The 25,596-nt window shown below is 43.7% G+C and carries 20 protein-coding genes; 13 read left to right on the top strand and 7 right to left on the bottom strand.

Features of this window, described 5'->3' with window-relative positions; genetic code table 11:
* Window positions 1-3: 3 nt before the first annotated feature.
* Complete coding sequence (locus V6259_RS09335) at window positions 4-1,422, bottom strand: sigma-54 interaction domain-containing protein (RefSeq protein WP_133010332.1); 1,419 nt, start codon at window positions 1,420-1,422, stop codon at window positions 4-6.
* Window positions 1,423-1,530: 108 nt separating this feature from the next.
* Window positions 1,531-2,463: a LysR family transcriptional regulator gene (locus V6259_RS09330; RefSeq protein WP_341584311.1), complete on the bottom strand. Its 933-nt coding sequence runs from the start codon at window positions 2,461-2,463 to the stop codon at window positions 1,531-1,533.
* Between the two features lie 137 nt (window positions 2,464-2,600).
* Between V6259_RS09330 and V6259_RS09325 the strand changes: the two genes are divergently transcribed.
* The 4 genes from V6259_RS09325 (at window position 2,601) to V6259_RS09310 (ending at window position 6,722) form a co-directional block, all read left to right on the top strand.
* Window positions 2,601-3,305: a CoA transferase subunit A gene (locus V6259_RS09325; RefSeq protein ID WP_133010334.1), complete on the top strand. Its 705-nt coding sequence runs from the start codon at window positions 2,601-2,603 to the stop codon at window positions 3,303-3,305.
* A 64-nt stretch (window positions 3,306-3,369) separates the two neighbouring features.
* Window positions 3,370-4,029 (top strand): CoA transferase subunit B, encoded by a 660-nt coding sequence (locus tag V6259_RS09320; RefSeq protein ID WP_133010335.1) that lies wholly within the window; start codon window positions 3,370-3,372, stop codon window positions 4,027-4,029.
* Window positions 4,030-4,057: 28 nt separating this feature from the next.
* Window positions 4,058-5,233, top strand: coding sequence for an acetyl-CoA C-acetyltransferase (locus V6259_RS09315; RefSeq protein WP_133010336.1), 1,176 nt, complete (start codon window positions 4,058-4,060; stop codon window positions 5,231-5,233).
* A gap of 115 nt (window positions 5,234-5,348) precedes the next feature.
* Entirely contained in the window at window positions 5,349-6,722 is a 1,374-nt protein-coding gene (locus V6259_RS09310) for a TIGR00366 family protein (RefSeq protein WP_341584310.1), read from the top strand.
* A gap of 326 nt (window positions 6,723-7,048) precedes the next feature.
* On the opposite strand, the gene V6259_RS09305 is transcribed toward V6259_RS09310, so the two are convergent.
* Window positions 7,049-7,237 (bottom strand): hypothetical protein, encoded by a 189-nt coding sequence (locus V6259_RS09305; RefSeq protein WP_341584309.1) that lies wholly within the window; start codon window positions 7,235-7,237, stop codon window positions 7,049-7,051.
* Between the two features lie 24 nt (window positions 7,238-7,261).
* Between V6259_RS09305 and V6259_RS09300 the strand changes: the two genes are divergently transcribed.
* Together V6259_RS09300 and V6259_RS09295 are read left to right on the top strand one after the other, a co-directional pair.
* Window positions 7,262-8,419, top strand: a complete 1,158-nt coding sequence (locus tag V6259_RS09300; RefSeq protein ID WP_341584308.1) for an iron-containing alcohol dehydrogenase — start codon at window positions 7,262-7,264, stop codon at window positions 8,417-8,419.
* A 12-nt stretch (window positions 8,420-8,431) separates the two neighbouring features.
* Window positions 8,432-9,466, top strand: a complete 1,035-nt coding sequence (locus V6259_RS09295; protein WP_341584307.1) for an NADP-dependent oxidoreductase — start codon at window positions 8,432-8,434, stop codon at window positions 9,464-9,466.
* Window positions 9,467-9,640: 174 nt separating this feature from the next.
* Here V6259_RS09295 and V6259_RS09290 read toward each other — a convergent pair whose 3' ends face one another.
* A complete protein-coding gene (locus V6259_RS09290) occupies window positions 9,641-10,243 on the bottom strand; it encodes a TetR/AcrR family transcriptional regulator (protein ID WP_341584306.1) in 603 nt (200 codons plus the stop codon).
* Between the two features lie 199 nt (window positions 10,244-10,442).
* On the opposite strand from V6259_RS09290, the gene V6259_RS09285 reads away from it, so the two are divergent.
* The 6 genes from V6259_RS09285 to V6259_RS09260 all read left to right on the top strand — a co-directional run bounded on the left by V6259_RS09285 (window position 10,443) and on the right by V6259_RS09260 (window position 17,945).
* Complete coding sequence (locus V6259_RS09285; protein WP_341584305.1) at window positions 10,443-11,069, top strand: glutathione S-transferase; 627 nt, start codon at window positions 10,443-10,445, stop codon at window positions 11,067-11,069.
* 224 nt (window positions 11,070-11,293) lie between these two features.
* Window positions 11,294-12,289 carry a D-xylose ABC transporter substrate-binding protein gene (gene xylF / locus V6259_RS09280; RefSeq protein WP_133010350.1) on the top strand — a complete coding sequence of 332 codons (996 nt, stop codon included), beginning with the start codon at window positions 11,294-11,296 and terminating at the stop codon, window positions 12,287-12,289.
* A 56-nt stretch (window positions 12,290-12,345) separates the two neighbouring features.
* Window positions 12,346-13,872: a xylose ABC transporter ATP-binding protein gene (locus V6259_RS09275; RefSeq protein ID WP_341584304.1), complete on the top strand. Its 1,527-nt coding sequence runs from the start codon at window positions 12,346-12,348 to the stop codon at window positions 13,870-13,872.
* 13 nt (window positions 13,873-13,885) lie between these two features.
* Window positions 13,886-15,016 (top strand): sugar ABC transporter permease, encoded by a 1,131-nt coding sequence (locus tag V6259_RS09270; protein ID WP_133010352.1) that lies wholly within the window; start codon window positions 13,886-13,888, stop codon window positions 15,014-15,016.
* A 71-nt stretch (window positions 15,017-15,087) separates the two neighbouring features.
* Window positions 15,088-16,554, top strand: a complete 1,467-nt coding sequence (gene xylB / locus V6259_RS09265; RefSeq protein ID WP_341584303.1) for a xylulokinase — start codon at window positions 15,088-15,090, stop codon at window positions 16,552-16,554.
* Between the two features lie 188 nt (window positions 16,555-16,742).
* Window positions 16,743-17,945, top strand: coding sequence for a XylR family transcriptional regulator (locus V6259_RS09260; protein ID WP_341584302.1), 1,203 nt, complete (start codon window positions 16,743-16,745; stop codon window positions 17,943-17,945).
* Window positions 17,946-18,183: 238 nt separating this feature from the next.
* Here V6259_RS09260 and xylA read toward each other — a convergent pair whose 3' ends face one another.
* The 3 genes from xylA to V6259_RS09245 form a co-directional block, all read right to left on the bottom strand.
* The gene (gene xylA / locus V6259_RS09255) at window positions 18,184-19,503 is read right to left on the bottom strand and encodes a xylose isomerase (protein ID WP_341584301.1); all 1,320 of its coding nucleotides are present in this window, start codon (window positions 19,501-19,503) and stop codon (window positions 18,184-18,186) included.
* Between the two features lie 244 nt (window positions 19,504-19,747).
* Complete coding sequence (gene fdhA, locus V6259_RS09250; protein ID WP_133010356.1) at window positions 19,748-20,941, bottom strand: formaldehyde dehydrogenase, glutathione-independent; 1,194 nt, start codon at window positions 20,939-20,941, stop codon at window positions 19,748-19,750.
* 121 nt (window positions 20,942-21,062) lie between these two features.
* Window positions 21,063-21,392 (bottom strand): hypothetical protein, encoded by a 330-nt coding sequence (locus tag V6259_RS09245; protein ID WP_133010357.1) that lies wholly within the window; start codon window positions 21,390-21,392, stop codon window positions 21,063-21,065.
* Between the two features lie 218 nt (window positions 21,393-21,610).
* On the opposite strand from V6259_RS09245, the gene V6259_RS09240 reads away from it, so the two are divergent.
* A complete protein-coding gene (locus V6259_RS09240) occupies window positions 21,611-25,495 on the top strand; it encodes a CHASE domain-containing protein (protein ID WP_341584300.1) in 3,885 nt (1,294 codons plus the stop codon).
* Window positions 25,496-25,596: the final 101 nt, after the last annotated feature.

Below are 25,596 nucleotides of genomic sequence, written 5' to 3'. Positions count from 1 at the left end.
TGGCTAGCTTATCCCGTATTTGTCTATTTTTTCATAAAAAGTGGATTTACTAATGCCCAGTTTTTTAGCTGCTTTAGTACGGTTGTCACCACATTCTATTAACGCTGCTTTGATGATCTCTCTTTCTGCTGCATTGAGCTGTTCCTTTAGACTGCCTTCGGCCTGTTTGATCGTAAAGTGAGGTTGGTGTTCTTGGGGCCTTGGTATGATCTGAGATAATTGCACTGGCAATAAGGATAAGGGGATTTTCCTATCATGGCTGGTGTAAAACGCCGCTTCCATAACATTTTCCAGCTCACGAATATTTCCTGGCCAATCATAAGCAAGCATGGCAGTGAGGGCTTGAACGGTGAGTTTAGGCGCGCGTCTTCCAGTACGACGCGACAGCTTTTGTAGAAAGAAATCCGCCAGTTTGGCGATATCGTCGCGTCGCTCTCTGAGTGCTGGGAGGTTAATCGATACGACGTTGATCCGATAGTACAGATCTTCACGAAAATCACCGGAGGCGATCAAGCTTTCTAAAGGGCGATGTGTTGCGGTGATAAGGCGAATATTGAGCGGTGTGGCATGTGTACCGCCGACTGATTCCACTTCTCTGTCTTGTAGTACTCGCAGTAATTTCGCTTGCATGGGTAAGGGTAAGTCGCCGATTTCATCAAGAAATAAGGTGCCGCCATTGGCGAGTTGAAACTTACCTGCTTTGCCGCCTCGTTTAGCGCCAGTAAAAGCCCCTTCTTCATAACCGAATAATTCGCTTTCTAATAGGTTCTCTGGAATAGCGGCGCAATTTACTTTAATAAAAGGAAATTCAGCACGGTCAGAAAGCTGGTGTATTGCGTGGGCGTAAAGTTCTTTGCCAGTGCCTGATTCTCCTCGAATTAACACGGTCACATCGCCTGAAGCGACTTGCTTTACTTTCGCGCTAAGAGATTTCATCACTTGGCTATCGCCAATAACATCGTTGAGCTGAAAGCTGGCTCCAGTCACTGTTTTATTCGATGTAAGCTGCTTTTGGCTGCTAAAGTCTTGTTCTGCTAGTAAGGCTTTGATGTGCGTGTTGATTTGCTTCCATTCGTGGGTGTCGTGAAAAATCACTGTGCCAACGGCGCCGATGACCTCTCCTTGTTCGATAATAGGAAAGCGATTGGCAATCATAGTGCTGCCAAGTATTTTTTGTAGTGACAGGCGCTCTGCTTTCCCGGTCTGAACCGTGATATGCATACGCGTATTTTCAATCACTTCTGTGACTTTTTTGCCTTTAACGTCTTCGGCTTTAACCCCTAGGAAACGTGCGTAGGGGCGATTAATAAAGAAGATTTTTGATTGATGATCGACGATGACAACCCATTCTTCCATCGCATTCAAAATCGATTTATAGGTATTGGCTGCCTGAGTGAGCTTTTCTGTTTTTTTAAACGGCATATCGACTCCGTGCAATGGCGGTTGTAGGCGGCAAGACTCAGCATTTATCTATTGTATGTATATAGGATAACGCGAGTCATGCCGATAAAAAAAGAGCGAGTGGTCCGTTTACGTTGACTGAGAATCCATTGAGCCTTGTGCTGGTATCACGTTTTCAATTGACGAATAAGTATCTATGAGAACGTCTAGCATCGCCGCAGCGACAATAGAAAGACTGGATCTTGGTTTACATAGAACTCCCACTCGGCGGCCAATTTCGGGTTCAACAATAGGGCGACAAAGTAGGTGTTGTTCATAAGCTTGTTGGCGACAGATGACTGGCACAACGGCCACGCCCATGCCTTCACTGACCATTCTGACGACGGTGGTGAGCTGATGAGCATCGAAGGCGACCTTGAGTTCCATGCCCATTTCTTGCAATGAAGTTTCTATCATGGCGCGTACGCTAGAAGGGCGCTGTAAAGTGATGAAGTCGTATTCTAGCAGGGCTTGCCAGGTGATCTTGGTTGCGTTATTGAGCGGATGATGCTCAGGAAAAATAGCGATAAAGTTATCTTCATAGAGCGGATAAAATGCCAAATCTAGTAAGTTGCTTGGCTCAAAACAAATGCCGAGCTCGACCTGATTATTGCCCACCATATCGACGACAATGTCAGACAGCACATCGTCTATGGCAACTTGAATATGCGGGTAGCATTTGTGGTAGTTATGAATGGCTTTTGGCAATAAGGACGCGGCGAAAGAAGGCATGGAGGCGATGGATATTTTCCCTAGTTGAAGCGCAAAGCGTTGCTTCATTTCATCTTCCGCGTTTTCCCATTGGGCCAATATACGTCTAGCAAGGGGCACTAAGGCTTCACCTTCTGGCGTGAGTGACAGGGTGCGTGTTGTTCGGGTTAGCAGTTTACCACCTAGATTCTCTTCTAAGCTTTTTACCGACAAGCTTAGAGCTGGCTGCGATAAATGCAGTTGGTTGGCGGCGCTGGCAAAGCTCATAGCATCTGCAACGGCGAGAAAGGCGCGTACTTGCTTTAAATTCATTTATTTAAAATTCTTATTAATAAATATAAAAATTAAAATTAATTTATTTATCGTCCTGAGTCAAACTGCAGTGACTTAAACTTTTACGCAATACTTTTAAAAAGCACTTTTAAACAATAATAATTAGGAGAAAAGTAATGGCGGGTTTTGACAAAGTAGTTACGTCTTATGAAGACGCCATGGCTGGGCTAGAAGATGGTATGACCGTCTTGGCTGGCGGTTTTGGCTTATGCGGTATCCCTGAAAATCTTATTCAAGAAATCAAACGACGACAAACTCGTGATCTAACCATTGTCTCTAATAACTGTGGTGTCGATGGTTTTGGCTTGGGCGTTTTGCTTGAAGACAAGCAAGTGCGCAAGATGGTTTCTTCCTACGTTGGCGAAAATGCGCTTTTCGAGAAACAGCTTTTAGACGGCGAGTTGGAAGTTGAACTTACTCCCCAAGGCACGCTAGCCGAAAAAATGCGCGCGGGTGGTGCGGGTATTCCTGCCTTTTTTACCGCGACCGGTGTAGGTACGCCAATCGGCGAAGGCAAAGAAGTTCGTGTCTTTAATGGCCGAGAATATCTAATGGAAGAAGCGATTACTGGCGACTTTGCTATTGTCAAAGGCTGGAAAGCGGACCGTTACGGCAATGTTATCTATCGCCATACGGCACAAAATTTTAACCCTCTCGCGGCAACAGCCGGAAAAATTACCGTTGTTGAAGTGGAAGAAATCGTCGAAGTTGGCGAACTTGATCCTGCCCAAATCCACACTCCTGGTATCTATGTTGATCGTGTTATTCAAGGCACGTTTGAAAAACGTATCGAAAAACGTACGGTACGATCTGCAGACTAATTTGCCCTGTCATATTGATGATTAACACTGACAAAAAAATAGACAAATAATAAGAGGCTCAAAGATGGCACTTACAAGAGAACAAATGGCACAGCGTGTCGCCCAAGAGTTACAAGATGGATTTTACGTAAACTTAGGCATTGGTATTCCGACTTTGGTTGCCAACTTCATTCCAGAGGGTATGGAAGTGATGTTGCAATCAGAAAATGGCTTGTTGGGCATGGGGGAGTTTCCAACGGAGGAAACCATCGATGCAGACATGATTAATGCGGGTAAGCAAACCGTTACCGCGGTTAAAGGTGCTTCTATTTTTTCTTCGGCAGAATCTTTCGCGATGATTCGCGGCGGTCATGTAGATCTAACGGTATTGGGTGCTTTCGAAGTAGATGTTAATGGCAATATTGCCTCTTGGATGATTCCTAATAAGCTCATCAAAGGCATGGGCGGCGCAATGGATCTTGTTGCCGGTGCAGACAACATTATTGTCACTATGACCCATGCGTCTAAATCAGGTGAATCAAAACTGTTAACGGATTGTTCCTTACCTTTAACGGGAAAAGGGTGTATTAAGAAGGTCTTAACGGATTTAGCTTGGTTAGAAATCGCAGACGGTGCTTTTATTTTGAAAGAACGCGCACCGGGTGTTTCTATCGAGGAAATCCAAGAGAAAACACAGGGTAAATTGATCGTTCCTGATCATGTACCTGAAATGGTGTTTGCTTAATATAATCTGAGTTAGCGGAGTAAAGACGATGAAAGCAGTAATTGTTGCAGCAGGAAGAACCCCTATAGGCTCATTTCATGGCGGCTTGTCCTCGTTGAGTGCGGTAGAGATAGGTACGCAGTTATTAACGGGTTTATTGGCTAAACAGCCAGCTCTGAAAGACAATATTGATGAAGTTATTCTAGGGCAAGTACTGGCCGCAGGTTGTGGGCAAAATCCAGCGCGTCAAACCGCGATTCATTCAGGATTGGCGAATAGCGTCTCGGCAATGACGATTAATAAAGTGTGTGGGTCTGGTTTAAAAGCCGTTCAACTGGCGGCTCAAGCTATCTTAAATGGCGATGCCAAAATGGTTGTTGCGGGTGGCCAAGAAAGTATGAGTCAGGCTGCTCATGTTTTACCAGAGAGTCGTTCTGGTAAAAAAATGGGCAACTGGGAAATGGTAGATACCATGGTCACAGATGGCCTATGGGATGCGTTTAACGATTATCACATGGGACAAACTGCTGAAAATATCGCGTCACGCTGGAACATTAGTCGTGAAGACCAAGATGCATTTGCCGTACAGTCACAGAAAAAGGCGGGGCAAGCGCAAGCAAAGGGCCGCTTTGTTGAAGAAATTATTCCTGTTGTTATTCCTCAGCGTAAAGGTGATCCCATCATCGTTTCAGAAGATGAGCAGATTAGGCCAAATGCGACTGAAGAAGTACTTGCTAGGTTACGTCCAGCGTTTAGCAAGGGGGGCTCGGTAACCGCGGGTAACTCATCTAGCCTTAACGATGGTGCTGCTATGGTGGTGGTGACGTCGGATGAAGAGGCGAAACGGTTAGGATTAACCGTGCTTGGTGTGATTGAAGCGGCGAGCAGTGCGGGTGTTGATCCTGAGATTATGGGCACAGGCCCAATTGCAGCAACAAGAAAAGTATTGGCTAAAACCGATTGGACACTGGCTGATCTGGACCTTATTGAGGCGAATGAAGCCTTTGCTGTACAGGCTTTGTGCGTTAATCAGGAACTTGGTTTAGACGTTAATAAAGTAAATGTAAACGGTGGCGCTGTTGCCTTGGGTCATCCTATTGGGGCATCAGGTTGTCGGATTCTTGTTACCTTGTTACATGAAATGAAACGTCAGGAGCGTCATAAAGGATTGGCAACGCTCTGTATTGGCGGTGGCATGGGAATCGCCATGTTAGTGTCACGTTAGAACGGTCAGGAAGACAAGACAATAAAGAGCAATATAAGCTTGAAAAAACATAAGCCAGACAACTCATCCAGTTGTCTGGCTTTAACCTAGAATAATTATAATATTAGGACACTCAATGACTAATAACGCAGTAAAACAGACTGCTTTGCAGCGCTTAAGTAAATTTTTCGTTACGCTTCTTCAGCGATACCTTCCTGATCCTTTTATCTTTGCCATTGTGCTAACTCTGGTCGTGTTTGTACTGGTGATGCCAAGTACTGACCAAGGGCCAATGCAAGTGGTAAATGCTTGGGCTGGTGGGTTTTGGAAACTGCTTAGTTTCTCTATGCAGATGGCGATGGTGGTGGTAACCGGTCACGCGATGGCCAGTGCGCCTGCTTTTAAACGTAAATTAGCCATGTTGGCAGGTGTGGCGAAAACACCGGGTCAAGCCATCATCTTGGTGACAGTGATCAGTGCGATTGCATGTTGGATCAACTGGGGCTTTGGCTTGGTTGTCGGTGCTATTTTTGCGCGCGAATTGGCGTCAAGAGTAAAAGGTGTTGATTACCGTTTGTTGATCGCCTCCGCGTACAGTGGCTTTTTGTTTTGGCATGCTGGTTTGTCTGGCTCGATTCCATTGGCGATTGCGGGTGGTGCGAATATCAGCACAGTGACAAATGGTGCGGTAACGTCGCCAATCCCAACCTCTGAAACTATCTTTTCGCCAATGAATCTAACGATCCTTGCTGTCATGCTGGTCGCGATTCCTTTGTTAAACCGACTCATGCACCCATCTCCTCAAGACACCATCACGATTGATGCGTCCTTGCTTGAAGATGAAAAAGTGGAAGCGCCTAAAACAGGTGATATGACACCAGCAGAGCGATTGGAAAATAGCCGTATATTGTCTCTTTTGTTAGGGGCAATGGGCTTTGCATATATCATTTATTATTTCATTAATAATGGCTTTGCATTGAACTTAAACATCGTGAACTTTACCTTTTTGTTCACGGCGATTTTGCTTCATGGCACACCAAAAAGTTTGTTGAGTTCTGTCTCACAAGGTGCGCGTAACTGTTCTGGTATTCTTCTTCAATTCCCATTTTACGCAGGTATCATGGGCATGATGACAGCTACTGGTGACGGTGGTGCGTCATTGGCTGGCGTGATCTCGCAATGGTTTGTGTCTATTTCCAATGAAACGACGTTCCCATTATTTACTTTCCTAAGTGCCGGTATTGTTAACTTTTTCGTTCCTTCTGGTGGTGGTCAGTGGGCGGTTCAAGCCCCTGTCATGATGCCAGCAGGCGCGGCGTTGGGTGTTGATGCTGCGAAAACCGCCATGGCAATTGCTTGGGGGGATGCTTGGACCAACATGATTCAACCTTTCTGGGCATTACCGGCGTTGGCGATTGCAGGTCTGGGTGCAAAAGATGTAATGGGTTACTGCATCATGGCTTTGATTGGCTCTGGCGTGATTATCTCACTAGGTTTCTTGATCTTTTAAGGTGCTGGTTTTAATTTGCTAGTTTTAAGCGCGTTGAATAGAGGTTTTTTTACCTTTGTTCTAGCAGGCTTAATAGCCATTTATGGCTTGTTTACTACTAGGTCACGTTTCGATATTACTATTGGGACGTGGCCTTTTTGTTTTTGTGACGTACTGTCTCGTATGGCTCAATGTCGATTTTCTGTTTATAAAATCATTAATATTCATCATTTTAGTCCTTATTAGTCGTAAAAAGGATTCAAAATGACGAAGTATTTACTGTCCGAAAAGTACCGTTAAATAAGCGCCCTTCAACTATAGACGACCGGTCTATTGTTGCTTTACTATTATAACCAATGAGACAGAAGAGGGGAGGCGAGGCGGTCATTTTTTGACGTTACTTTAGCCATATAATCGACGGTTACGTTTTGCTTATTCAGCGAGATATAGTCCAAGGTGATGCAGTGCGTTAATCTGTTTTTATTACACTCCTCTATTCTAGTGCCGTAGGCGGAAATATAACGATCCGCTTTCATATTGAAACCAAAGGATACTGATACATGAAAAATTTCAATTTTCAAAATCCAACACGAATTCTATTTGGTAAAGGTCGCATTGCTGACCTGAATGATCAGATACCTAGTGATGCTAAAGTAATGATCCTATTTGGCGGAGGCAGCGCTGAACGTAGTGGTGTTTTAGGACAAATTCGTGAAGCACTTGCTGGACGTACATTGGTTGAGTTTGGCGGAATTGAACCAAACCCACGTTATGCCACTGCATTGAAAGCCGTTGATATGATCAATGAAAACAACGTGGACTTTTTGCTTGCTGTTGGTGGTGGGTCAGTAATCGACGCGACTAAATTTATCGCGGCAGCAACAAAATACGAAGGTGATGCTTGGGAAATCCTGACATCATACGGCTCGGTCATTAAGGAAGCTATGCCATTTGGTTCAGTGCTTACGCTACCTGCTACGGGTTCTGAAATGAACTCTGGTGGTGTCATTACTAACCCTGAGAAAGAAGCAAAGCTACCGTTTAATAGTTCGCATTGTTTCCCTGTTTTCTCAGTATTAGATCCAGAGATTACTTATACTTTACCGCCTCGCCAAGTCGCTAATGGTGTCGTAGATGCTTTTGTTCATACTATGGAGCAGTATTTGACTTATCCATCTGCTGCGTATGTTCAAGATGGTTTTGCCGAGACTTTATTGCGCACGTTAATAGAGCTTGGACCTAAGGCGCTTGAGACGCCTAAAGATTACGATATCCGCTCGAATCTAATGTGGACAGCTACGCTGGCTCTTAATGGTTTAATTGGTGCAGGTGTTCCTCAAGATTGGGCAAGTCACATGATTGGGCATGAAATTACAGCGCTTAATGATACCGACCATGCGCGTACGTTAGCGGTTGTATTGCCATCGTTGATGAATGACCAGCGTGATAGAAAACGTGAAAAATTACTGCAATATGCGGCCAATGTTTGGAACATTCGTGATGGCTCTGAGGATGCTCGAATTGATGCGGTGATTGATTCAACTCGTCGTTTCTTTGAGCAGATGGGCATTAAAACGCATTTGAGTGATTACGCCATTGGAGCGCCTGAAATTGATCATATTGTTAACGCTTTAAAAGAGCATGGCATGACAACACTGGGTGAGCACGATGCGATTACCCCAGAAGATGCTCGTCGCATACTAAACGCTGCGTTATAGGAGAAAGTTAATATGAAACAAACTGATACAGTAAATCGTAAATTGGTATTGGCACAACGCCCTAAAGGTGAGCCAACTAAAGATACGTTGAAGCTTGTTGAAGAAGCGATTCCTACCGCCGCTGATAATCAGATGCTGTTACGCACTGAGTATCTATCGCTTGATCCTTATATGCGAGGCCGTATGAGCGATGCTCCATCCTATGCCGCACCAGTAGAAATTGGTGATGCAATGGTCGGTGGTACGGTCGCTCAGGTGGTTACTTCTAATGTTGAAGGTTTTGCACCAGGAGACTGGGTGCTTAGCTACAATGGCTGGCAGGACTACGCTTTGTCAGATGGTACTGGCGTAACAAATCTTGGCGAATCACCTGAACATCCATCTTGGGCACTCGGTATTTTAGGTATGCCAGGCTTTACTGCTTGGGCTGGTCTAATACAGATTGGTGCCCCAAAACCAGGTGAGACGATTGCTGTTGCTGCTGCGACGGGACCAGTCGGCGCTACGGTTGGCCAAATTGGTAAACTATTAGGCTGTCGCGTTGTTGGTATCGCTGGTGGGGATGAAAAATGCACGTATGCCGTTGAAGAGCTAGGCTTTGATGCCTGCCTTAACCATAAGGCGGATAACTTTCAGGAGCAGCTTACTAACGCGTGTCCAGAAGGAATCGATGTGTACTTCGAAAGCGTTGGTGGCAAGGTTCTTGATGCGGTAATGCCTCTATTGAACTCGAATGCACGCGTGCCTGTTTGTGGGTTAGTGTCGCAATACAATGCAACAGAGTTGCCAGAAGGACCAGATCGCATGAACTGGTTGATGGGGCAAATCTTGCGTAAGAAAATCAAGGTGCAAGGTTTTATTATCTTTGATGATTTTGGACACCTTTATCCTGATTTTGCTAAAGAGATGAGTGTTTGGGTTGAAGGTAATAAAATCAGCTACAAAGAAGAAATGATTGATGGTTTAGAGAATGCGCCAGAAGCCTTTGTTGGCCTTCTTAAAGGTGAAAACTTCGGTAAACGAGTGATTCGCGTCGGCCATCATTGATATAAAAAATAGACGAATTCAGATAGTTCTAGCCTCTAGCGGTGTGAGCATTTTGATGACGTTTATAGCCCGCTCTTAAAATAGATAGAGCAAAGGGTGAAACATAAAAAAGCCAATTCGATGACGAATCGAATTGGCTTTTTCAATAAAACAATTTTAATAAAACAATGTCTGTTAACGTTGCGGCAGCCCCAGTAATCCCCGTGTTGCGTCTAGCGCAGATACTAGCGGATTACGGTCTCGTGTGATTTTTGCGAGTAAACTGGCTCCCAACCACAGTTGATAGAGCGTCATAGCCAGTGTCTTTGCATTCAAATTAGCCGCTAGCGATCCGTCAGCAATGCCATCTTCAATAGCTTGAGCAAGCCGTTCAATGACTTGATTAGTTGATTGTTGTAAAACGGTACGCATAGGTTCAGATAAATCACTAACCTCGGCAGCCAGTTTGACGGCTAAGCATTTTCCTTTTGGGTCACAGGACGATTGTGTTTCTAGCCAGGCTTCCCAGTAACCCATTAAGCGCTCAGCACCAGACAGATTTGGCTGAGATAATTGCTCCTCTAGAGAAAGGTAATAAATCGAGAAGTAATTCTTGAGCAGCTCTTCGCCAAAGATCTCTTTGGAGCCGAAATAATGATAAAAAGACCCTTTAGGAACACCGGATGCCTTTAGAATTTCATTTAATCCGACGGCACTAAAACCTTTGCCGCTGATGATTTCTTGTGCGGTTTCGAGGATGTGGTTACGCATGTCGTTCGTTTTTACTTTTGGTTTCATCTGTAAATTTTATGCCGGAATAGACCAGTTGTCTATAAACCTATTTAATTTGATTGAAAGCGTAAGTCACGTTAATGAAATGAATAATTAGACCAGTCGTATATGATTGATTTCATCGCGCGATTAGCCTACTTTAACAGGCCATTAGTCTAATTATTTTTGCTTCTTCTCACCTTGTTAAAACATCGGAGTTAAACGTATGATCATCGTTCACCATTTAAACAACTCGCGCTCACAACGTATCCTCTGGCTACTGGAAGAGTTAGGTCTTGAATACAGTATCAAACATTATGAGCGTGATTCTGTTACTAACCTAGCGCCGCCAGAACTTTTTCATGTTCATCCATTAGGCAAATCGCCAGTGATTGAAGACAAGGGAATGATCATTCATGAATCTGGTGCGATTATTGATTATCTTGTCCGAAAATATTCAACCAACCAACTGAATCCTATTTTAGAAAGCCAAGAGTATGAGGAATATGTGCAGTGGCTTCACTATGCTGAAGGCTCGGCAATGCTTCCGCTTCTATTGAAAATCTACGTTGGTCCACTTGGCGATGGTGGCTTACCGTTAGAGCCACGAATTAATAGTGAACTGGATAATCATTTAGATTTTATTGAAGCGTCGTTACAAGGGAAAAGTTACTTGGTAGATGATCAATTCAGTGCGGCAGATGTTCAAATGAGCTTCGTTGGAGAGCTTGCCGTCTCTTTTGGCTTGTGCGAGCAACGCCCACACATAGTTGCTTGGGTAAAACGCCTTCAGGCTCGTCCAGCTTATCAAGCAGCCCTTAAAAAAGGCGGCCCCTATCGCTTGGCTGACTAGTCTTAAATATGCTGAGGCAGGTATAGATTAAATGGGCCTTATGGCTATCTTTGAAATAATAAATGCTAGGCCGTTTCTCCAGATTGAGAAACGGCCTTTTTTGTTTTTATAAAAAACGCTAAAGGTAAACAAAAAAAGATAATGTCACTGTCTCTCTCATTTATTTACATTCAGTAGACTCCTTTTGGAGACTATTCATTTAATAAAAATAAAAGGAATGAAAAATGAAAAAACTTATATCAATTGGATTGCTTGCGGCTATTTTTTCAGCTGGTCCTGTTATGGCGTCTGGTGAAAAAATTGGCTTATTGATGTCTGATTTACGCCTTGAACGTTGGCAAAAAGACCGCGACCTATTTACTCACGCCGCAGAAGCATTAGGGGCAAAAGTCTATACCCAATCTGCGAATGGGGATGCCACTACTCAGATTTCTCAAATTGAGAACATGATTTCTCGTGGAGTGGATGTCTTGGTTATCGTTCCGGAAAATGGTGAAGTATTAGGTAATGTGCTAACCGAAGCTAAAGACGCTGGCATCAAGGTATTAGCGTATGACCGCTTGATTAAGTTTGCAGACATTGATCTTTATGTGTCGTTCGATAATGTCCGTGTAGGTGAAATGCAAGCGGAAGCCTTATTAAAACGAGTCCCTAAAGGTAACTACTTTTTATTGGGCGGTGCGCCAACAGACAACAACGCAAAGATGTTTCGAGAAGGGCAAATGAAAGTTCTGAAACCAGCAATCGATCGTGGTGATATTAAGGTAGTTGGTGACCAGTGGGCAACGGGGTGGTCTGCCGAAGCCGCTCTCAATATGATGGAAAATGCCTTAACTGCTAATAATAATAAAATTGATGCCGTCGTAGCGTCTAATGACTCTACTGCCGGCGGGGCCATTCAGGCGCTTAATGCCCAAGGATTGGCCGGTAAAGTGGTTATTTCTGGCCAAGATGCCGATCTTGCTGCGATACGTCGTATTGTTGCAGGGACTCAAACCATGACGGTTTATAAACCTATCTCTAAGCTGGCAACAACCAGTGCTGAGCTTGCTGTGAAGTTGGCTCGTGGCGAAAAAATCACGACAAATGGCTCAGTCAATAACGGCAAAAAAGACGTACCAGCAGTATTACTAACACCCATTGCCGTTTCTAAAAACAATATAGACAGCACGGTTATCGCTGATGGCTTCCATTCTCATAAAGACGTTTATAACCCTTAAATTATTCATGATATAGCGCTCATATGGGCGCTTTTGCTTTTCATAGAGGTGTATATATGAAGCAACCCCTATTAGATATGCGTGATATCGTGAAAAGTTTTTCCGGTGTGCGTGCGTTAAATGGTGTCAGCATAACGCTCCGTGATGGGGAGGTGTTGTCGCTTTGTGGTGAGAATGGTTCGGGCAAATCAACCTTGATGAAGGTGCTAAGTGGGGTTTGGCCATACGGCACTTATGAGGGAGAAATTTACTTCCAAGGAAAGCAAGTTAAGGCTAATGGTATTCGAGATACGGAAGCATTAGGTATTGTGATTATTCATCAGGAATTGGCGCTCGTTAAAGAGCTTTCTGTGATGGAGAATATTTTTTTGGGTAATGAATTAGGCTCTTATGCCAGTCTTGATGATGAACGAATGCATCGTCGAACACAGGAGCTATTGGCACAAGTAAAGCTCAATATATCCCCAGATACCTTGATTCGAGAACTGGGTGTTGGGCAGCAGCAATTGGTAGAGATAGCGAAGGCACTAAATAAAGACGTTAAGCTGCTGATACTGGATGAGCCTACATCGTCTTTGACCAATAACGAGATTGAAATTTTACTTCGTATTGTAGATGGGTTGAAGCAACAAGGTATTGCTTGTGTCTATATTTCTCATAAGTTAGACGAGGTACTTGCCTTATCTGATTGGGTAGCAGTGATTCGTGATGGAGACCACATAGCGACCAAAGCCGCTGTTGATCTGACTCAAAATGACATTATTAGCATGATGGTTGGTCGCCAATTAGATGAACTCTTTCCTAGAGAGCCGCACGATATTGGTGATGTGATTTTGCAAGTGAATCATGCCAGTGCGATTCAAGCGGGTGCTTCTCGACCTCAAGTTGATGACGTGAGTTTTTCTCTACATAAAGGCGAAATTCTTGGTATTGCTGGTTTAATTGGCTCAGGTAGAACTGAATTAATGCAGTGCCTGTTTGGATGCTACGACGGCCAATATCAAGTCAGCATTGAGCTGGAAGGGCGCAGTCATTCGATTCGTTCGCAGCGCGCAGCATTAAAAGCAGGTATCGCCATGGTGCCAGAAGACCGTAAACGTCATGGCATTGTCCCTATCATGGGAGTAGGGCGAAACATCACTTTATCTATTCTTGATAATTACAGTACGGGGTTGGGGGCGATTGATGAAGCCAAAGAATCTCATGACATCAATGATTCGATAGCTCGGCTAAAAGTCAAAACAGCAACCTCTGATTTAGCGATAAAGAATCTCAGTGGAGGGAATCAACAAAAAGCCATTATTGCGCGATGCCTGTTAACTAAACCAAAAATACTTATTTTAGATGAACCGACTCGAGGTATCGATGTGGGGGCTAAGTATGAAATCTACAAACTGATGTTTGCGCTTGTGAAGGAAGGTGTCTCTATCATTATGGTGTCATCAGAACTTCCTGAAGTAATCGGTATTAGTGATCGAGTGTTAGTTATGCACGAAGGTCGGCTTAAAGGGGAGTTTGGCTATGAAGGGCTGACTCAGGAAAAAATTATGAATTGTGCCATTAAAGAAGCCGTACTTGCTTAGAGGAATATTCAACATGTTTAAAATAATAAAAACCAGTCAACTCCAACTTTTGGCGATGTTAACGGCGATGTTTCTGATCGTCGTGTTCTTTTCTTTTGCGACAGATGGCGCGTTTATTTCACCACGTAATGTCTCTAATTTATTTCGCCAAACGGCCATCGTTGGCGTATTAGCCATTGGTATGGTGTTTGTCATTATTAGCGCTGAAATTGATTTATCTGTTGGTTCTATGATGGGGCTATTAGGTGGTATTGCCGCTATTTTAGATGTTTGGTTTCACTTTCCTATTATGTTAACGATCTTGATTACCATAGGAGCTGGTTTGGTCCTTGGTTTGTTTAACGGCTGGTGGGTGGCTTATCAAAAAGTCCCTTCGTTTATAGTTACCTTAGCCGGGATGTTGGCTTTTCGTGGCATTTTAGTTGGACTAACGGATGGTGTTACGGTCGCACCAACGTCCAGTTCAATGGGGGTTATTGGTCAAAGTTACGTACCTTCTGGATGGGGCATTAGCATTGTTTTGTTGTTATGCCTCGGCTTGATAGCCAAGGTCTTTCGTCGTCACCAAGCCCAAAAAAAGCACGAAGTGGTCAATCAATCTCCTAAGTTTGAATATCTGAAAGCCTTTATATCCGTGGTCGTTTTATTGGTTTTATTAGCGTTATTGGAAGGATATCGAGGTATTCCTACCCCTATCTTAATCATGGGTGTGTTGATTCTGATCGCGACTTACGTAGCTAAGCGAACGGCTTTTGGGCGTCGGGTGTACGCCATTGGCGGAAATATTGAAGCCACAAGAATGTCAGGTGTCAACGTAGAGCTGAACAAAATGTTTGTGTTTGGTTTTAACGGCATGATGGTGGCGGTGGCCGCATTGATTTTAACATCACGCTTAGGTGCTGGATCGCCAGCCGCCGGTAATATGGCAGAACTGGATGCCATTGCTGCTTGTGTTATTGGTGGTACCAGTTTGGCTGGGGGCGTAGGAACTGTGTTTGGTGCCATTATGGGGGCCTTGATCATGTCGAGTCTAGATAACGGTATGAGTATGTTAGATGTGCCGACGTTTTGGCAGCTGATTGTAAAAGGAGCCATTTTGCTATTGGCAGTCTGGCTGGATGTCAAAACAAAAAAATCCCAGTAATACGAGTATTCATCTCACGGGGAGCGTTGCATTCAGCGCGGACAGTCTAGGCTTAATAAAAAGGAAGTCGTATGTATTTAGGTATTGATCTCGGCACATCAGGTGTAAAAGTTATTCTAATGACCGAAGACGGAAAAGTGATGGCTAGCCAAACATCCCCTTTGTCTGTATCTAGGCCGTATCCACTTTGGTCTGAACAAGATCCTGAGAACTGGTGGCAAGCTACAGATAAAGCCATGCTTGCGCTTGGCGCCGAACACGATTTGCGCGGCGTTAAGTCGATTGGTTTATCTGGACAAATGCATGGAGCGACCTTATTAGATGCTAAAAACCGCGTCTTAAGGCCTGCTATATTGTGGAATGATGGACGTTCATTTGAGGCTTGCCAGCAATTACAAAGACAGTGTCCTGAAGTACAGGCAATAACTGGAAATTTGGTGATGCCTGGTTTTACGGCACCGAAACTATTGTGGATAAAAGAGTACGAACCTGAGATATACAACCAAATTGCGAAGGTTTTATTACCTAAAGATTTTCTCAGGTTGCGTATGACAAATGAATTTGCAACCGATGTTTCGGATGCGTCAGGCACCCTATGGCTTGATATGGAGGAGCGGGCTTGGAGTGAGCGCATGTTACAGGCGACGGGGTTGACCACAGAGCAGATGCCGAAGGTCTACGAAGGCTGTGAAGTTAGCGGTGTTTTAAGTGCCGAGGTAGCACAGCGTTGGTCTATGCCTTGTGTTCCCGTGGCCGCAGGCGGCGGTGACAACGCGGCAGGTGCGGTTGGCATGGGGGTGATTCATAAAGAACACACTATGTTGTCACTGGGTACCTCTGGGGTGATTTTTTCTGTCAGCGATGGTTTTACCGCAAACCCAGAAGTTGCGTTACACAGTTTTGGGCATGCGCTGCCCAATACTTGGCATACTATGTCGGTGATTTTAAGTGCCGCTAGTTGTGTGGATTGGGTGGTGCGACTGACCGGATTTAGTAGTGTAGCAGCCGCTTTTCAGGCCGTGGAAAATCAATATCAAAAAGGCAAGCGGATTAGTCATTATAGTAGCGTGCAATTCTTACCTTATCTGAGTGGTGAAAGAACGCCCCATAATGATCCTAATGCAAAAGGTGTCTTTTATGGTTTGTCTCACGATACTCAATCAGTCGATTTAGTTTCTGCGGTATTAGAGGGCGTTTCATTTGCCTTGTTGGATGGACTTGATGCGGTAAAATCGGTGCAACAGATTAGCAGCAGTATTGATGTAATCGGCGGCGGTGCTCGCAGTGAATACTGGTTGCAATTGTTAGCCAATATATTTGGGGTGACGATGGATTATCGAGAGGGTGGTGAAGTGGGTCCCTCATTGGGTGCCGCACGTCTTGCTGCTATCGCAGTGAACTCTCAAACTCGGTTAGAGGAAATCTGTTTTAAACCCAAGATAATCACTCGATTTGAACCAAATTTCAATGACGCTGATTATTATCAAGAGAAGCGTCAGCAATTTCAGTCCTTGTATGAACGCGTACAAGGTTTGTAATTATGTCCATGGGGCGTGATGGTATTAGGTCATTGCCTAAACGCCCAATCATTAGTTAATGATCATTTCTATTTTACGAATTTTCACAGATATCTTTCTTTTTTTTCGATCTCTCATAATCTCAATAAAATACAAGTGTATGATAAATATCTATCACGGCTATCAATAATAATAAGAGATGAATGTGTATGTTTGAAAAACGCTATCGGCTTAATCTCGTCTTTAATGCTAATAAAATTTACGACCGTCAGGTGGTAGAAGGAATTGGTGAGTATTTACAAGCCGCTCAATGTGATTGGGATGTATATTTTGAAGATGACTTCCGCTCTCGAGTTGACGGTTTAGCACACTGGAAAGGTGACGGTATCATTGCTGACTTTGATAACCCAGATGTGGAAGCTTTACTCAAGGATTCCACCATTCCTACCGTAGCAGTTGGTGGTTCATACCAACAAAAAAAAGACTATCCCCGTTTACCGTATGTCGCGACCGATAATGCGGCATTAGTTAAGCTTGCCTATGATCATCTCAAACAAAAAGGCTTTACTGAATTTGCTTTCTACGGTGTTCCAAGTACACGTTACAGTCGTTGGGCGATTGAAAGAGAGCGCGCTTTTATTGAGCAAGTTAGCTCAGATGGATATTACCCCAATGTAAACCTTGGTTTATGTACTAGCGCTGAATTATGGGAAACGGCTCAGAACAATTTAGAAAATTGGTTAGATAACCTACCCAAACCGATTGGGATTGTGGCAGTAACCGATTCGCGAGCAAGGCACTTATTACAAGCGTGCGATCACCTCAATATCATGGTGCCTGAAGAGGTCGCGATTATTGGAATTGATAATGAAAGTATGGCGCGTTATCTCAATCGAACGGCACTTTCATCAGTAGAGCAGGGTAGTAAAGCGATGGGCTATGCAGCGGCTAAAATGCTGCATCGTATGTTGCTTGGGTATGCGGTGGATGAATCGCTAGTGGTGGTGGATCCCGTTGGTGTGACGGCTAGACAATCTTCTGATTATCGGGCGTTGAATGATCCGTACGTGATTCAAGCCATGCATTTTATTCGCCATAACGCATGTCGTGGAGTGAAAGTTGCACAAGTGGTGGATTATGTGGGCTTGTCACGCACTAACTTAGAAACACGATTTGTCGAAGAGATTGGCTGCTCTATGCACGAACAGCTTCATATGACAAAATTTTATCGGGCTTGTGAATTAGTCACCTCAACCGATTTACCATTTGATGAAATATCAAGAACCTGCGGCTACCCATCAGTCCAGTATATGTATACCGTTATGCGTAAGAATCTTGGTATGACTCCTAGGGAATATCGTATATCGTCTCGTTTAGGCAAATCTAGCATAGAGGGCATTAGTCAGTCATAAGAAATTTTTTAAGAGTGAATACTTTATAATTTTGTTAGCTTTCTTGGATTGCTCCTGGTTCTACTTTAAATGGACCTGCTGGAGAGTCACTGACTGCTATACCAATTTGGAAAAGGTCGTTATAGTTTTTTACTGGAAAATAGAGTCACTATGATTTTCAATATATAAATCATAGTGACTTCTTTAAGTTTAAAGACAGAATGATGGTTACTTATTTAGAAGTATTTCGTTGTTTTAATTAACGATAAATATACCCATTAACCATGTTTTCTAATAGCTCTTGTCGTCCAGAGACGGGTTGTGGGTTGATGTCGTTGTTGGCGGCATATTGTGCCAAGTCTTGTAATGAGTGTTTTCCAGTTAAGATATCTTGTCCAAGAGGTTGATTCCATTGAGCATAACGTTGCTCAATCAGCATAGTCAGTTGGTCGTCTTCAATCATTTTTACCGCACGTTCTAATGATAATGCAAGTGTGTCCATGGCACCGATGTGGGCATGGAACATGTCTTCAAGATCGGTAGATTGACGACGAAGTTTGGTGTCAAACATATAACCACCTGTTTTAAAACCACCTGATTTTAGAATCTCGTAAGTGACTAACGTGTATTCTTCGACGCTGCTTGGGAACTGGTCCGTATCCCAGCCTAATTGGGCATCGCCTTGGTTGGCGTCAACAGAGCCTAAAATACCTAATGAACAAGCTGTGGCGATTTCATGATGAAAGCTGTGACCTGCTAAGGTCGCGTGGTTAGCCTCGATATTGACTTTGATTTCATTCTCTAAGCCAAACTCTTTTAAGAAACCATAGACCGTAGCGGTGTCATAGTCGTATTGGTGTTTAGTAGGTTCGGCTGGTTTAGGTTCAATCAAGAGAGTGCCTTCGAAACCTATTTTGTATTTATGTTCGACTACCATTTGCATGAAGCGACCAAGTTGTGCTCGTTCACGTTTTAGGTCCGTATTAAGCAGAGTTTCATAACCTTCACGACCGCCCCAGAGCACATAGTTTTCACCTTTTAGTCTCTTGGTTGCATTCATTGCGTGAAATACTTGTGTTGCAGCGTAAGCGAAGACTTCTGGGTTAGGGTTTGATGCTGCGCCAGACATATAACGAGCATTGGAAAAAGCGTTTGCAGTGCCCCACAGTAGTTTCATCCCTGTTTCTTCTTGCTTTGCTTCTAATACATCGACCATTTCAGAGAAGTTACGGATGTACTCTTTTATGGAGTTGCCTTCGGGGCTAACGTCAACGTCATGAAAACTATAATAAGAGATGCCAAGCTTAGTGAAGAACTCAAAAGCAGCGTCCGTTTTCATTTTTGCAGCTGCCATTTCATCCATAGGTCGGTGCCATACTCGGTCAAAGGTATTACCACCAAAAACGTCACTACCCTGCCAGCAGAAGTTGTGCCAGTAGCAGGCAGCCATACGTAGATGTTCGGCCATGGTTTTACCCATGAGCACTTTATTGGCATCGTAATGCTTAAAAGCAAAAGGATTAGTAGAGTGACTGCCTTCATACTTTACGAATGGAACATTTTTAAAAAACTGGTTCATAGTTAACTCCTAACATCTTATTGTTTTAATGATGTCCTTATCTTTGATGTTTTTAGTTACACCAGCAATTACGAAATTTCTTCGTTCAGTTATTGATTTTCCATATAGAGATAAAGTGAAGAGTATTTTTAGGTGGATTCTGAAAGCGGTACTTATGAAAAAAACAGCGCGGTCCTGATGGATAGCGCTGTTGATAAAGTCAATGAGACTGATTTTTAGCGTTTTCTTAATAGTGGGGAGACGATTAACTCACCATTTTATGAGGGTCGATGACAAATTTCTTCGCGGCACCACCATCGAAATCGGCATAGCCTTGGGGTGCTTGATCTAATGAGATCATTTGCACGTTAACCGCTTTGGCTATCTCAATTTTATCGAACAAGATCGCTTGCATTAATTGGCGATGGTATTTCATCACAGGGCATTGGCCTGTATGAAGGGAGTGAGATTTTGCCCAACCAAGACCAAAGCGCATGCTGAGGCTACCTTGCTGTGCGGCGAGGTCACTGGCGCCAGGATCTTCTGTGACGTAGAGTCCAGGAATACCAATTTGCCCGCCTGCACGTGTGATTTGCATTGCAGAGTTGAGTACCACAGCAGGAGATTCTTGGTGGTGATTACAGCCGCAAGCATGGGCTTCAAAACCGACACAATCAACAAATGAATCGACTTCGCGATCACCTATAATGGCTTCAATTTTGTCTTGCATGTCGCCTTCTTCTTTCAGGTCGATGGTTTCGCAACCGAAAGAGCGAGCTTGATTTAGCCTGTCTTCTACCATATCGCCGACGATAATACAGGCGGCACCCAGTAATTTTGCAGAAGCGGCGGCGGCTAAACCAACCGGACCTGCCCCCGCAATATAAACAGTTGATCCTGGTCCAACGCCGGCGGTAATGCAGCCATGGAAACCGGTCGGAAGAATATCGGATAGCAGCGTCAGATCTTGGATTTTCTCGCGGGCTTGATCCGCATCAGGGAATTTTAATAAGTTGAAATCTGCGTAGGGCACCATGACGTAATCGGCTTGTCCACCGACCCAGCCACCCATATCCACATAGCCGTAAGCAGCGCCGGGGCGGGCAGGGTTAACATTTAAGCAAATACCAGTATTGCCTTCCTTGCATTGTCGACAGCGACCACAGGCAATATTAAAAGGCACAGAGACAAGATCTCCAACATGGATAAACTCAACATCTCGGCCACACTCAATGACTTCGCCGGTGATTTCATGACCTAGCACTAAGCCATTGGGCGCGGTTGTTCGGCCACGAACCATATGTTGGTCACTACCACAAATGTTGGTCGTAACCACTTTAAGAATAACGCCGTGATCACAGCGGCGTTTACCGATAGAGAGTTCTGGAAAGGGGATGGCTTCTACTTTGACGGTACCGTTGCCTTGATAGACAACACCACGGTTTGCATGGTTATTCATATCGACATCCTGTGCTTGTTTTTATTAAGGATTGTATGCGTATGCATCATCGACAGAATAGGCTTCTCAAGCGGATTGACATTGACCAAAAGCGACATTGACGGTACTAATTTAACCGATTTTACTTGTCGATTCCCATAGGGATTTGTGTCCAATCAATGTCCTGAATTCCTTTGCTGCAGTCTTTTAGTCTTGTTTCTTGTCGTGAGGTTAAGGCCGCTAAATTTTCCTCTTTAAACCAAGCCGTTATGTAGCTGCATTGATCCTTACTGGTGAAGTCCGCGTATTGCCATGCTTCTGTTGTGCCATTAAAAGAGCGTCTATTAGGTGGTCCCATGATTTTAGAGACTTCAGCTTTGCCCATGCCGACGTGCAGTGTGAGTGCTTTTTGATTGATTAAGCTACAGCTTGTTATTAGTGTGGCTAGTATAAAGGTAAGGATCAATCGCATGTGGTCTCCAGAGTGAGAGGGGAAGTAAGAAATCATGCCATAACATTGTAGTGTTATCGCGCTTGGCTGGGCTTCTCAGACAATGATACATCATAGAGAATGTTGATAATTGTAACCAGATGGTTTACCTGTGTTTTACGCATAATAACTCGGCTATAGTTAGAAAACTGAAAATGATTTACAAAATTTCTATCTGGTGACAATGAAGAGGGTGCAGGATGACGTGGAAGTTCTCAGGTTCGATTTATAACCGCTGGGCACTTGTAACTTTGTTGTGTGGATTATGCATTACTATTTTTGTCACGATTCAGGTAAATACAAACAATCAGTTACGTATTAATAAAGCGGTCCAATTAGCCTCTGATCAGACAATTAAAACGATTAAAGAGCGCATCTCACTCTATCAATATGGTCTTCGTGGCGCTCGTGGCGCGATTTTAACGGCAGGAGAAGATAACCTTTCACGGCGTATTTTTATGCGCTATAGCTTGAGCCGTAATACCGATGATGAATTTCCTGGAGCACGAGGCTTTGGTTTTATTCGTCTTGTTAAACAAGCTGATATTAAAAAATTCGTGAATGACGCACGACAAGACGGTTGGTTACATTTTTCCATAAAAGAGTTGGCGCCCCATTCTGGAGATCGTTACGTTATTCAATATATTGAACCACTGGCTCGAAACTTACAGGCTATTGGTTTGGATATTGCGTCAGAAAAAAATCGTAGAATAGCCGCTAAAAATGCGCTGGAAACAGGTAAGGTTCAGTTAACTGGCCCCATTACCTTGGTTCAGGCGTCGGGTAGTCCGCTTCAATCCTTTTTAATTTTAATGCCTATCTATGACAGTGGTGCTGTGCCAGATACATTGGAAAAACGTAAAGCAAGAGCCTATGGCTGGAGTTATGCTCCATTATTAATGCAAGAAGTAATGGTGAATTTAGGGCTAGACAATACTCGTGTTCATGTTGATTTGTATGATGTGACTGACCCGAGTGATCCTGAGCGATTTTTTGATAGCCATGCCAACTTCTCTAGTCACACTCATGGGCACACTCATGGGCTATATGTACACACAAAAAGCTTCGCTATTTACGGCCGTATTTGGGAAAGTCATTTTTCCATTTACCCCGCTTTTATTCAAGATCTTGGCCTACCGTCGTCTCGAAATGTTTTTATTATTGGGGTGCTTATTAGTTTTCTTAGTGCCACTTTATTGGGAGTTATTCGTGTTAGCAGACGACATCACCAAGAAGTTATTGCTCAACAAGAAAAAATGGCGGCGATTGTAGAAGGTTCATCTGACGGCATTATAGGAACAACCTTAGACGGCATCATCACGAGCTGGAACAAGGGAGCAGAGAAAATATTTGGTTATAGAAGAAGAGATGTTCTTGGTGATTCTTTTTATCGTTTATTAGTGCCGGATGAGCTTTACGATCATGAAAAACAACTTTTTGAGCGGATTAAACGCGGTGAAGAGTTAGGGCATTTTGACACGATTAGGAAAAATAAAGCGGGTGAAGAGATTCCTGTTTCTGTGTCTATTTCTCCTATTTATTCGGCTAACGGCTCTGTCATAGGCACGTCTAAATCGGTACGCGATATCTCATTGCAAAAAGCGGCTGAAGCCAAAATCCACGAACTTAATTCGACACTTGAAAACCAAGTGAGAGAGCGAACTGAAGCGCTTCAAACATTAAACCTTGTGTTAAACGACGTACTTAATGCTTCTTCTGAAATTGCCATTATCGCCACCGATATTCATGGCACGATAACTTTGTTTAACTCTGGTGCTCAGCGAATGCTGAAGTATTCTGATAAAGAGGTGATTGGCCTACTGACGCAATTAGCCTTTCATTTACCGGAGGAAGTTGATGAGGTTAGAAAAGCGCTGTCTGCTCAATCTGGCATCGCTATAAAACCAGGCTTATCCACACTGTTCTATCCTGCATTGCATAATGAGTCAGATAGCCGAGAGTGGACGTATATCGATAAGCAAGGTCATTATCTCGATGTGTCTGTCGTGATGACCCCTATGCATGATAACAGCGGGGAGATTATTGGCTTTTTAAATATGGCCATTGATATCACAGAGCAAAAGAAATCCAATGCTGAAATTATTTCGGTGCGAGATCAATTATTGATGGCGGCCAATGTGGCTCAACTGGGGATTTGGACATGGCATGTTCAGACAGATGAGCTGGACTGGAATGACATGATGTTTCAAATATATCAGAAGCCCATTACCTTGAGAGAAAAGGGCTTAATGTACCAACATTGGGTGGAGTGCCTTCACCCTGACGATAAAGTCGCTTTTGACGTTGCACTGCAAGAGGCGCTTAACAATGGCGGAGAATTTGATCAAATGTTCCGTATTGTGTTGCCTAATAATAATGTTCGCTATATTCAAGCTAGAGCTTATGTCGAGCAAGACAGACAAGGTCGTGCTGTAAGCCTAACGGGTATTAATCGAGACATCACTCAAGAACATGAACTAGAAACCTGGTTAAGACGCGCAAAAGAAGACGCTGAAGCTGCCAGCGTAGCAAAATCAGAATTTTTGGCGAATATGAGCCATGAGATTCGTACGCCAATGAATGCGGTGTTGGGGATGTTAGCGTTAGTGCAGCGTACTTCTCTGAATATTAAACAAGAGGATTACATCGTCAAAGCTCATACCGCCGCAACATCCTTGCTGGGTTTGATAAATGATATTTTGGATTATTCAAAAGTAGACGTTGGCAAGCTTGAAATCGAGCATGCCCCTTTTGAAATAGCACAAGTAATTTCTGAGCTAGACGTATTGTTATCAGGTCTTGTAAAAGGGGATAAAGTAACGCTGCATTATGACGTTGATCCTGATATTCCCGCTTTGTTGATCGGTGATCATTTACGTCTGTTACAAGTGCTGACTAATTTGTCGAGTAATGCGTTGAAGTTCACGATGGAAGGGCAAGTAGATATCGCGATTACGCAAATATCACGCAGTGCTCACGCTGTCTATTTGCAGTTTAGTGTGAAAGATACTGGAATTGGCATAGATATAAGCCAAAGAGAGCATATTTTCGAGGTGTTTTCTCAGGCCGAGTCATCGACTGCTCGTCGTTTTGGTGGCTCTGGTTTAGGGCTTGTTATTTCTCGTCGTTTGGTTCGATTGATGGGAGGCGACCTAATAGTAGACAGTGAATTGGGAGAAGGTAGCCGTTTCTATTTTGCATTAGAGCTGTCTATAGCAGATCAAAATGAAATACGTATTAACGCAGAGCATCTTGCTGAAAAAGCCTCACAGGTTGCTTTTAAAAAATTACAAAACTTAAATCTGCTGGTGGTTGAAGATAATGCCTTTAATCGACAAGTTGCAGAAGAACTGTTGCAGGCTGAAGGCGCTACAGTCACCTTGGCAGAAGGTGGTCAAGAGGGGGTTGTCGCCGTATTAGAAGCAGAACCTTCTGCCTTTGATTTGGTGTTAATGGACATGCAAATGCCCAATGTAGATGGTTTAGAAGCCACGCGACGGATACGACAAGATCATCGTTTTTCTCGCTTGCCGATTATTGCGATGACGGCAAACGTTTCCAAAGCAGACCAACAAGCTTGTTTGCAAGCTGGAATGAACGATCACATTAGTAAGCCACTGGATATCGATGTGATGGTTAGTACGATTTGTCGGCATGTAGGGCGCTCACAGACAGACTTTTTAGAGCTTAGCGCTCAAGATGAAGAGACGCTACCGAACATGAATCAAGCTGAGCGGGTGGAGGGATATGCGTCTATCATGGCTCGTTTTGCTGATAATCTAGACCTTTATAAAAGTCTAACGAACAGTTTTCTGCAAGAATCTGAAGGGCTAATAAGCGCCCTTGAACAAGGCATTAATAATAACGATAAAAAGTCAGTGCAAGAAAGCTTACACACCTTAAAAGGTTCGACTGGCACCATGGGGTTGAGTGCATTATCGGAGCAAATTTCTGGTGTTGAAACGCAATTGAAGCAAACAGAAGAGGTGAGAGGCGTGTTGGTAAATATCGACGTTCGCTTTTATCGTGAGCAGCTCAAAATGGACCTTGAGTATATTTTGCGAGATTTGGATAACCATGCTTAAACTGTTTTTTTAAACAGCGTACTAAAGCTAAGCGGCGTACCAAGCGAACTGGTATTTGATACTTTAAAATAGTGTTAAAAGCACCTTTAATGTCGATGAAA

It is taken from the genome of Marinomonas sp. TI.3.20 (assembly GCF_038155025.1).
GTDB classification, from domain to species: Bacteria; Pseudomonadota; Gammaproteobacteria; order Pseudomonadales; family Marinomonadaceae; genus Marinomonas; species Marinomonas flavescens.
This window is presented reverse-complemented; position numbering and strand designations above follow the sequence as displayed.

Bases quoted from the DNA above. Each gene is read 5' to 3' on its own strand.
- V6259_RS09335 (WP_133010332.1), bottom strand. From the start codon at position 1,422: ATGCCGTTTAAAAAAACAGAAAAGCTCACTCAGGCAGCCAATACCTAT.
- V6259_RS09330 (WP_341584311.1), bottom strand. From the start codon at position 2,463: ATGAATTTAAAGCAAGTACGCGCCTTTCTCGCCGTTGCAGATGCTATG.
- V6259_RS09325 (WP_133010334.1), top strand. From the start codon at position 2,601: ATGGCGGGTTTTGACAAAGTAGTTACGTCTTATGAAGACGCCATGGCT.
- V6259_RS09320 (WP_133010335.1), top strand. From the start codon at position 3,370: ATGGCACTTACAAGAGAACAAATGGCACAGCGTGTCGCCCAAGAGTTA.
- V6259_RS09315 (WP_133010336.1), top strand. From the start codon at position 4,058: ATGAAAGCAGTAATTGTTGCAGCAGGAAGAACCCCTATAGGCTCATTT.
- V6259_RS09310 (WP_341584310.1), top strand. From the start codon at position 5,349: ATGACTAATAACGCAGTAAAACAGACTGCTTTGCAGCGCTTAAGTAAA.
- V6259_RS09305 (WP_341584309.1), bottom strand. From the start codon at position 7,237: ATGAAAGCGGATCGTTATATTTCCGCCTACGGCACTAGAATAGAGGAG.
- V6259_RS09300 (WP_341584308.1), top strand. From the start codon at position 7,262: ATGAAAAATTTCAATTTTCAAAATCCAACACGAATTCTATTTGGTAAA.
- V6259_RS09295 (WP_341584307.1), top strand. From the start codon at position 8,432: ATGAAACAAACTGATACAGTAAATCGTAAATTGGTATTGGCACAACGC.
- V6259_RS09290 (WP_341584306.1), bottom strand. From the start codon at position 10,243: ATGAAACCAAAAGTAAAAACGAACGACATGCGTAACCACATCCTCGAA.
- V6259_RS09285 (WP_341584305.1), top strand. From the start codon at position 10,443: ATGATCATCGTTCACCATTTAAACAACTCGCGCTCACAACGTATCCTC.
- xylF (WP_133010350.1), top strand. From the start codon at position 11,294: ATGAAAAAACTTATATCAATTGGATTGCTTGCGGCTATTTTTTCAGCT.
- V6259_RS09275 (WP_341584304.1), top strand. From the start codon at position 12,346: ATGAAGCAACCCCTATTAGATATGCGTGATATCGTGAAAAGTTTTTCC.
- V6259_RS09270 (WP_133010352.1), top strand. From the start codon at position 13,886: ATGTTTAAAATAATAAAAACCAGTCAACTCCAACTTTTGGCGATGTTA.
- xylB (WP_341584303.1), top strand. From the start codon at position 15,088: ATGTATTTAGGTATTGATCTCGGCACATCAGGTGTAAAAGTTATTCTA.
- V6259_RS09260 (WP_341584302.1), top strand. From the start codon at position 16,743: ATGTTTGAAAAACGCTATCGGCTTAATCTCGTCTTTAATGCTAATAAA.
- xylA (WP_341584301.1), bottom strand. From the start codon at position 19,503: ATGAACCAGTTTTTTAAAAATGTTCCATTCGTAAAGTATGAAGGCAGT.
- fdhA (WP_133010356.1), bottom strand. From the start codon at position 20,941: ATGAATAACCATGCAAACCGTGGTGTTGTCTATCAAGGCAACGGTACC.
- V6259_RS09245 (WP_133010357.1), bottom strand. From the start codon at position 21,392: ATGCGATTGATCCTTACCTTTATACTAGCCACACTAATAACAAGCTGT.
- V6259_RS09240 (WP_341584300.1), top strand. From the start codon at position 21,611: ATGACGTGGAAGTTCTCAGGTTCGATTTATAACCGCTGGGCACTTGTA.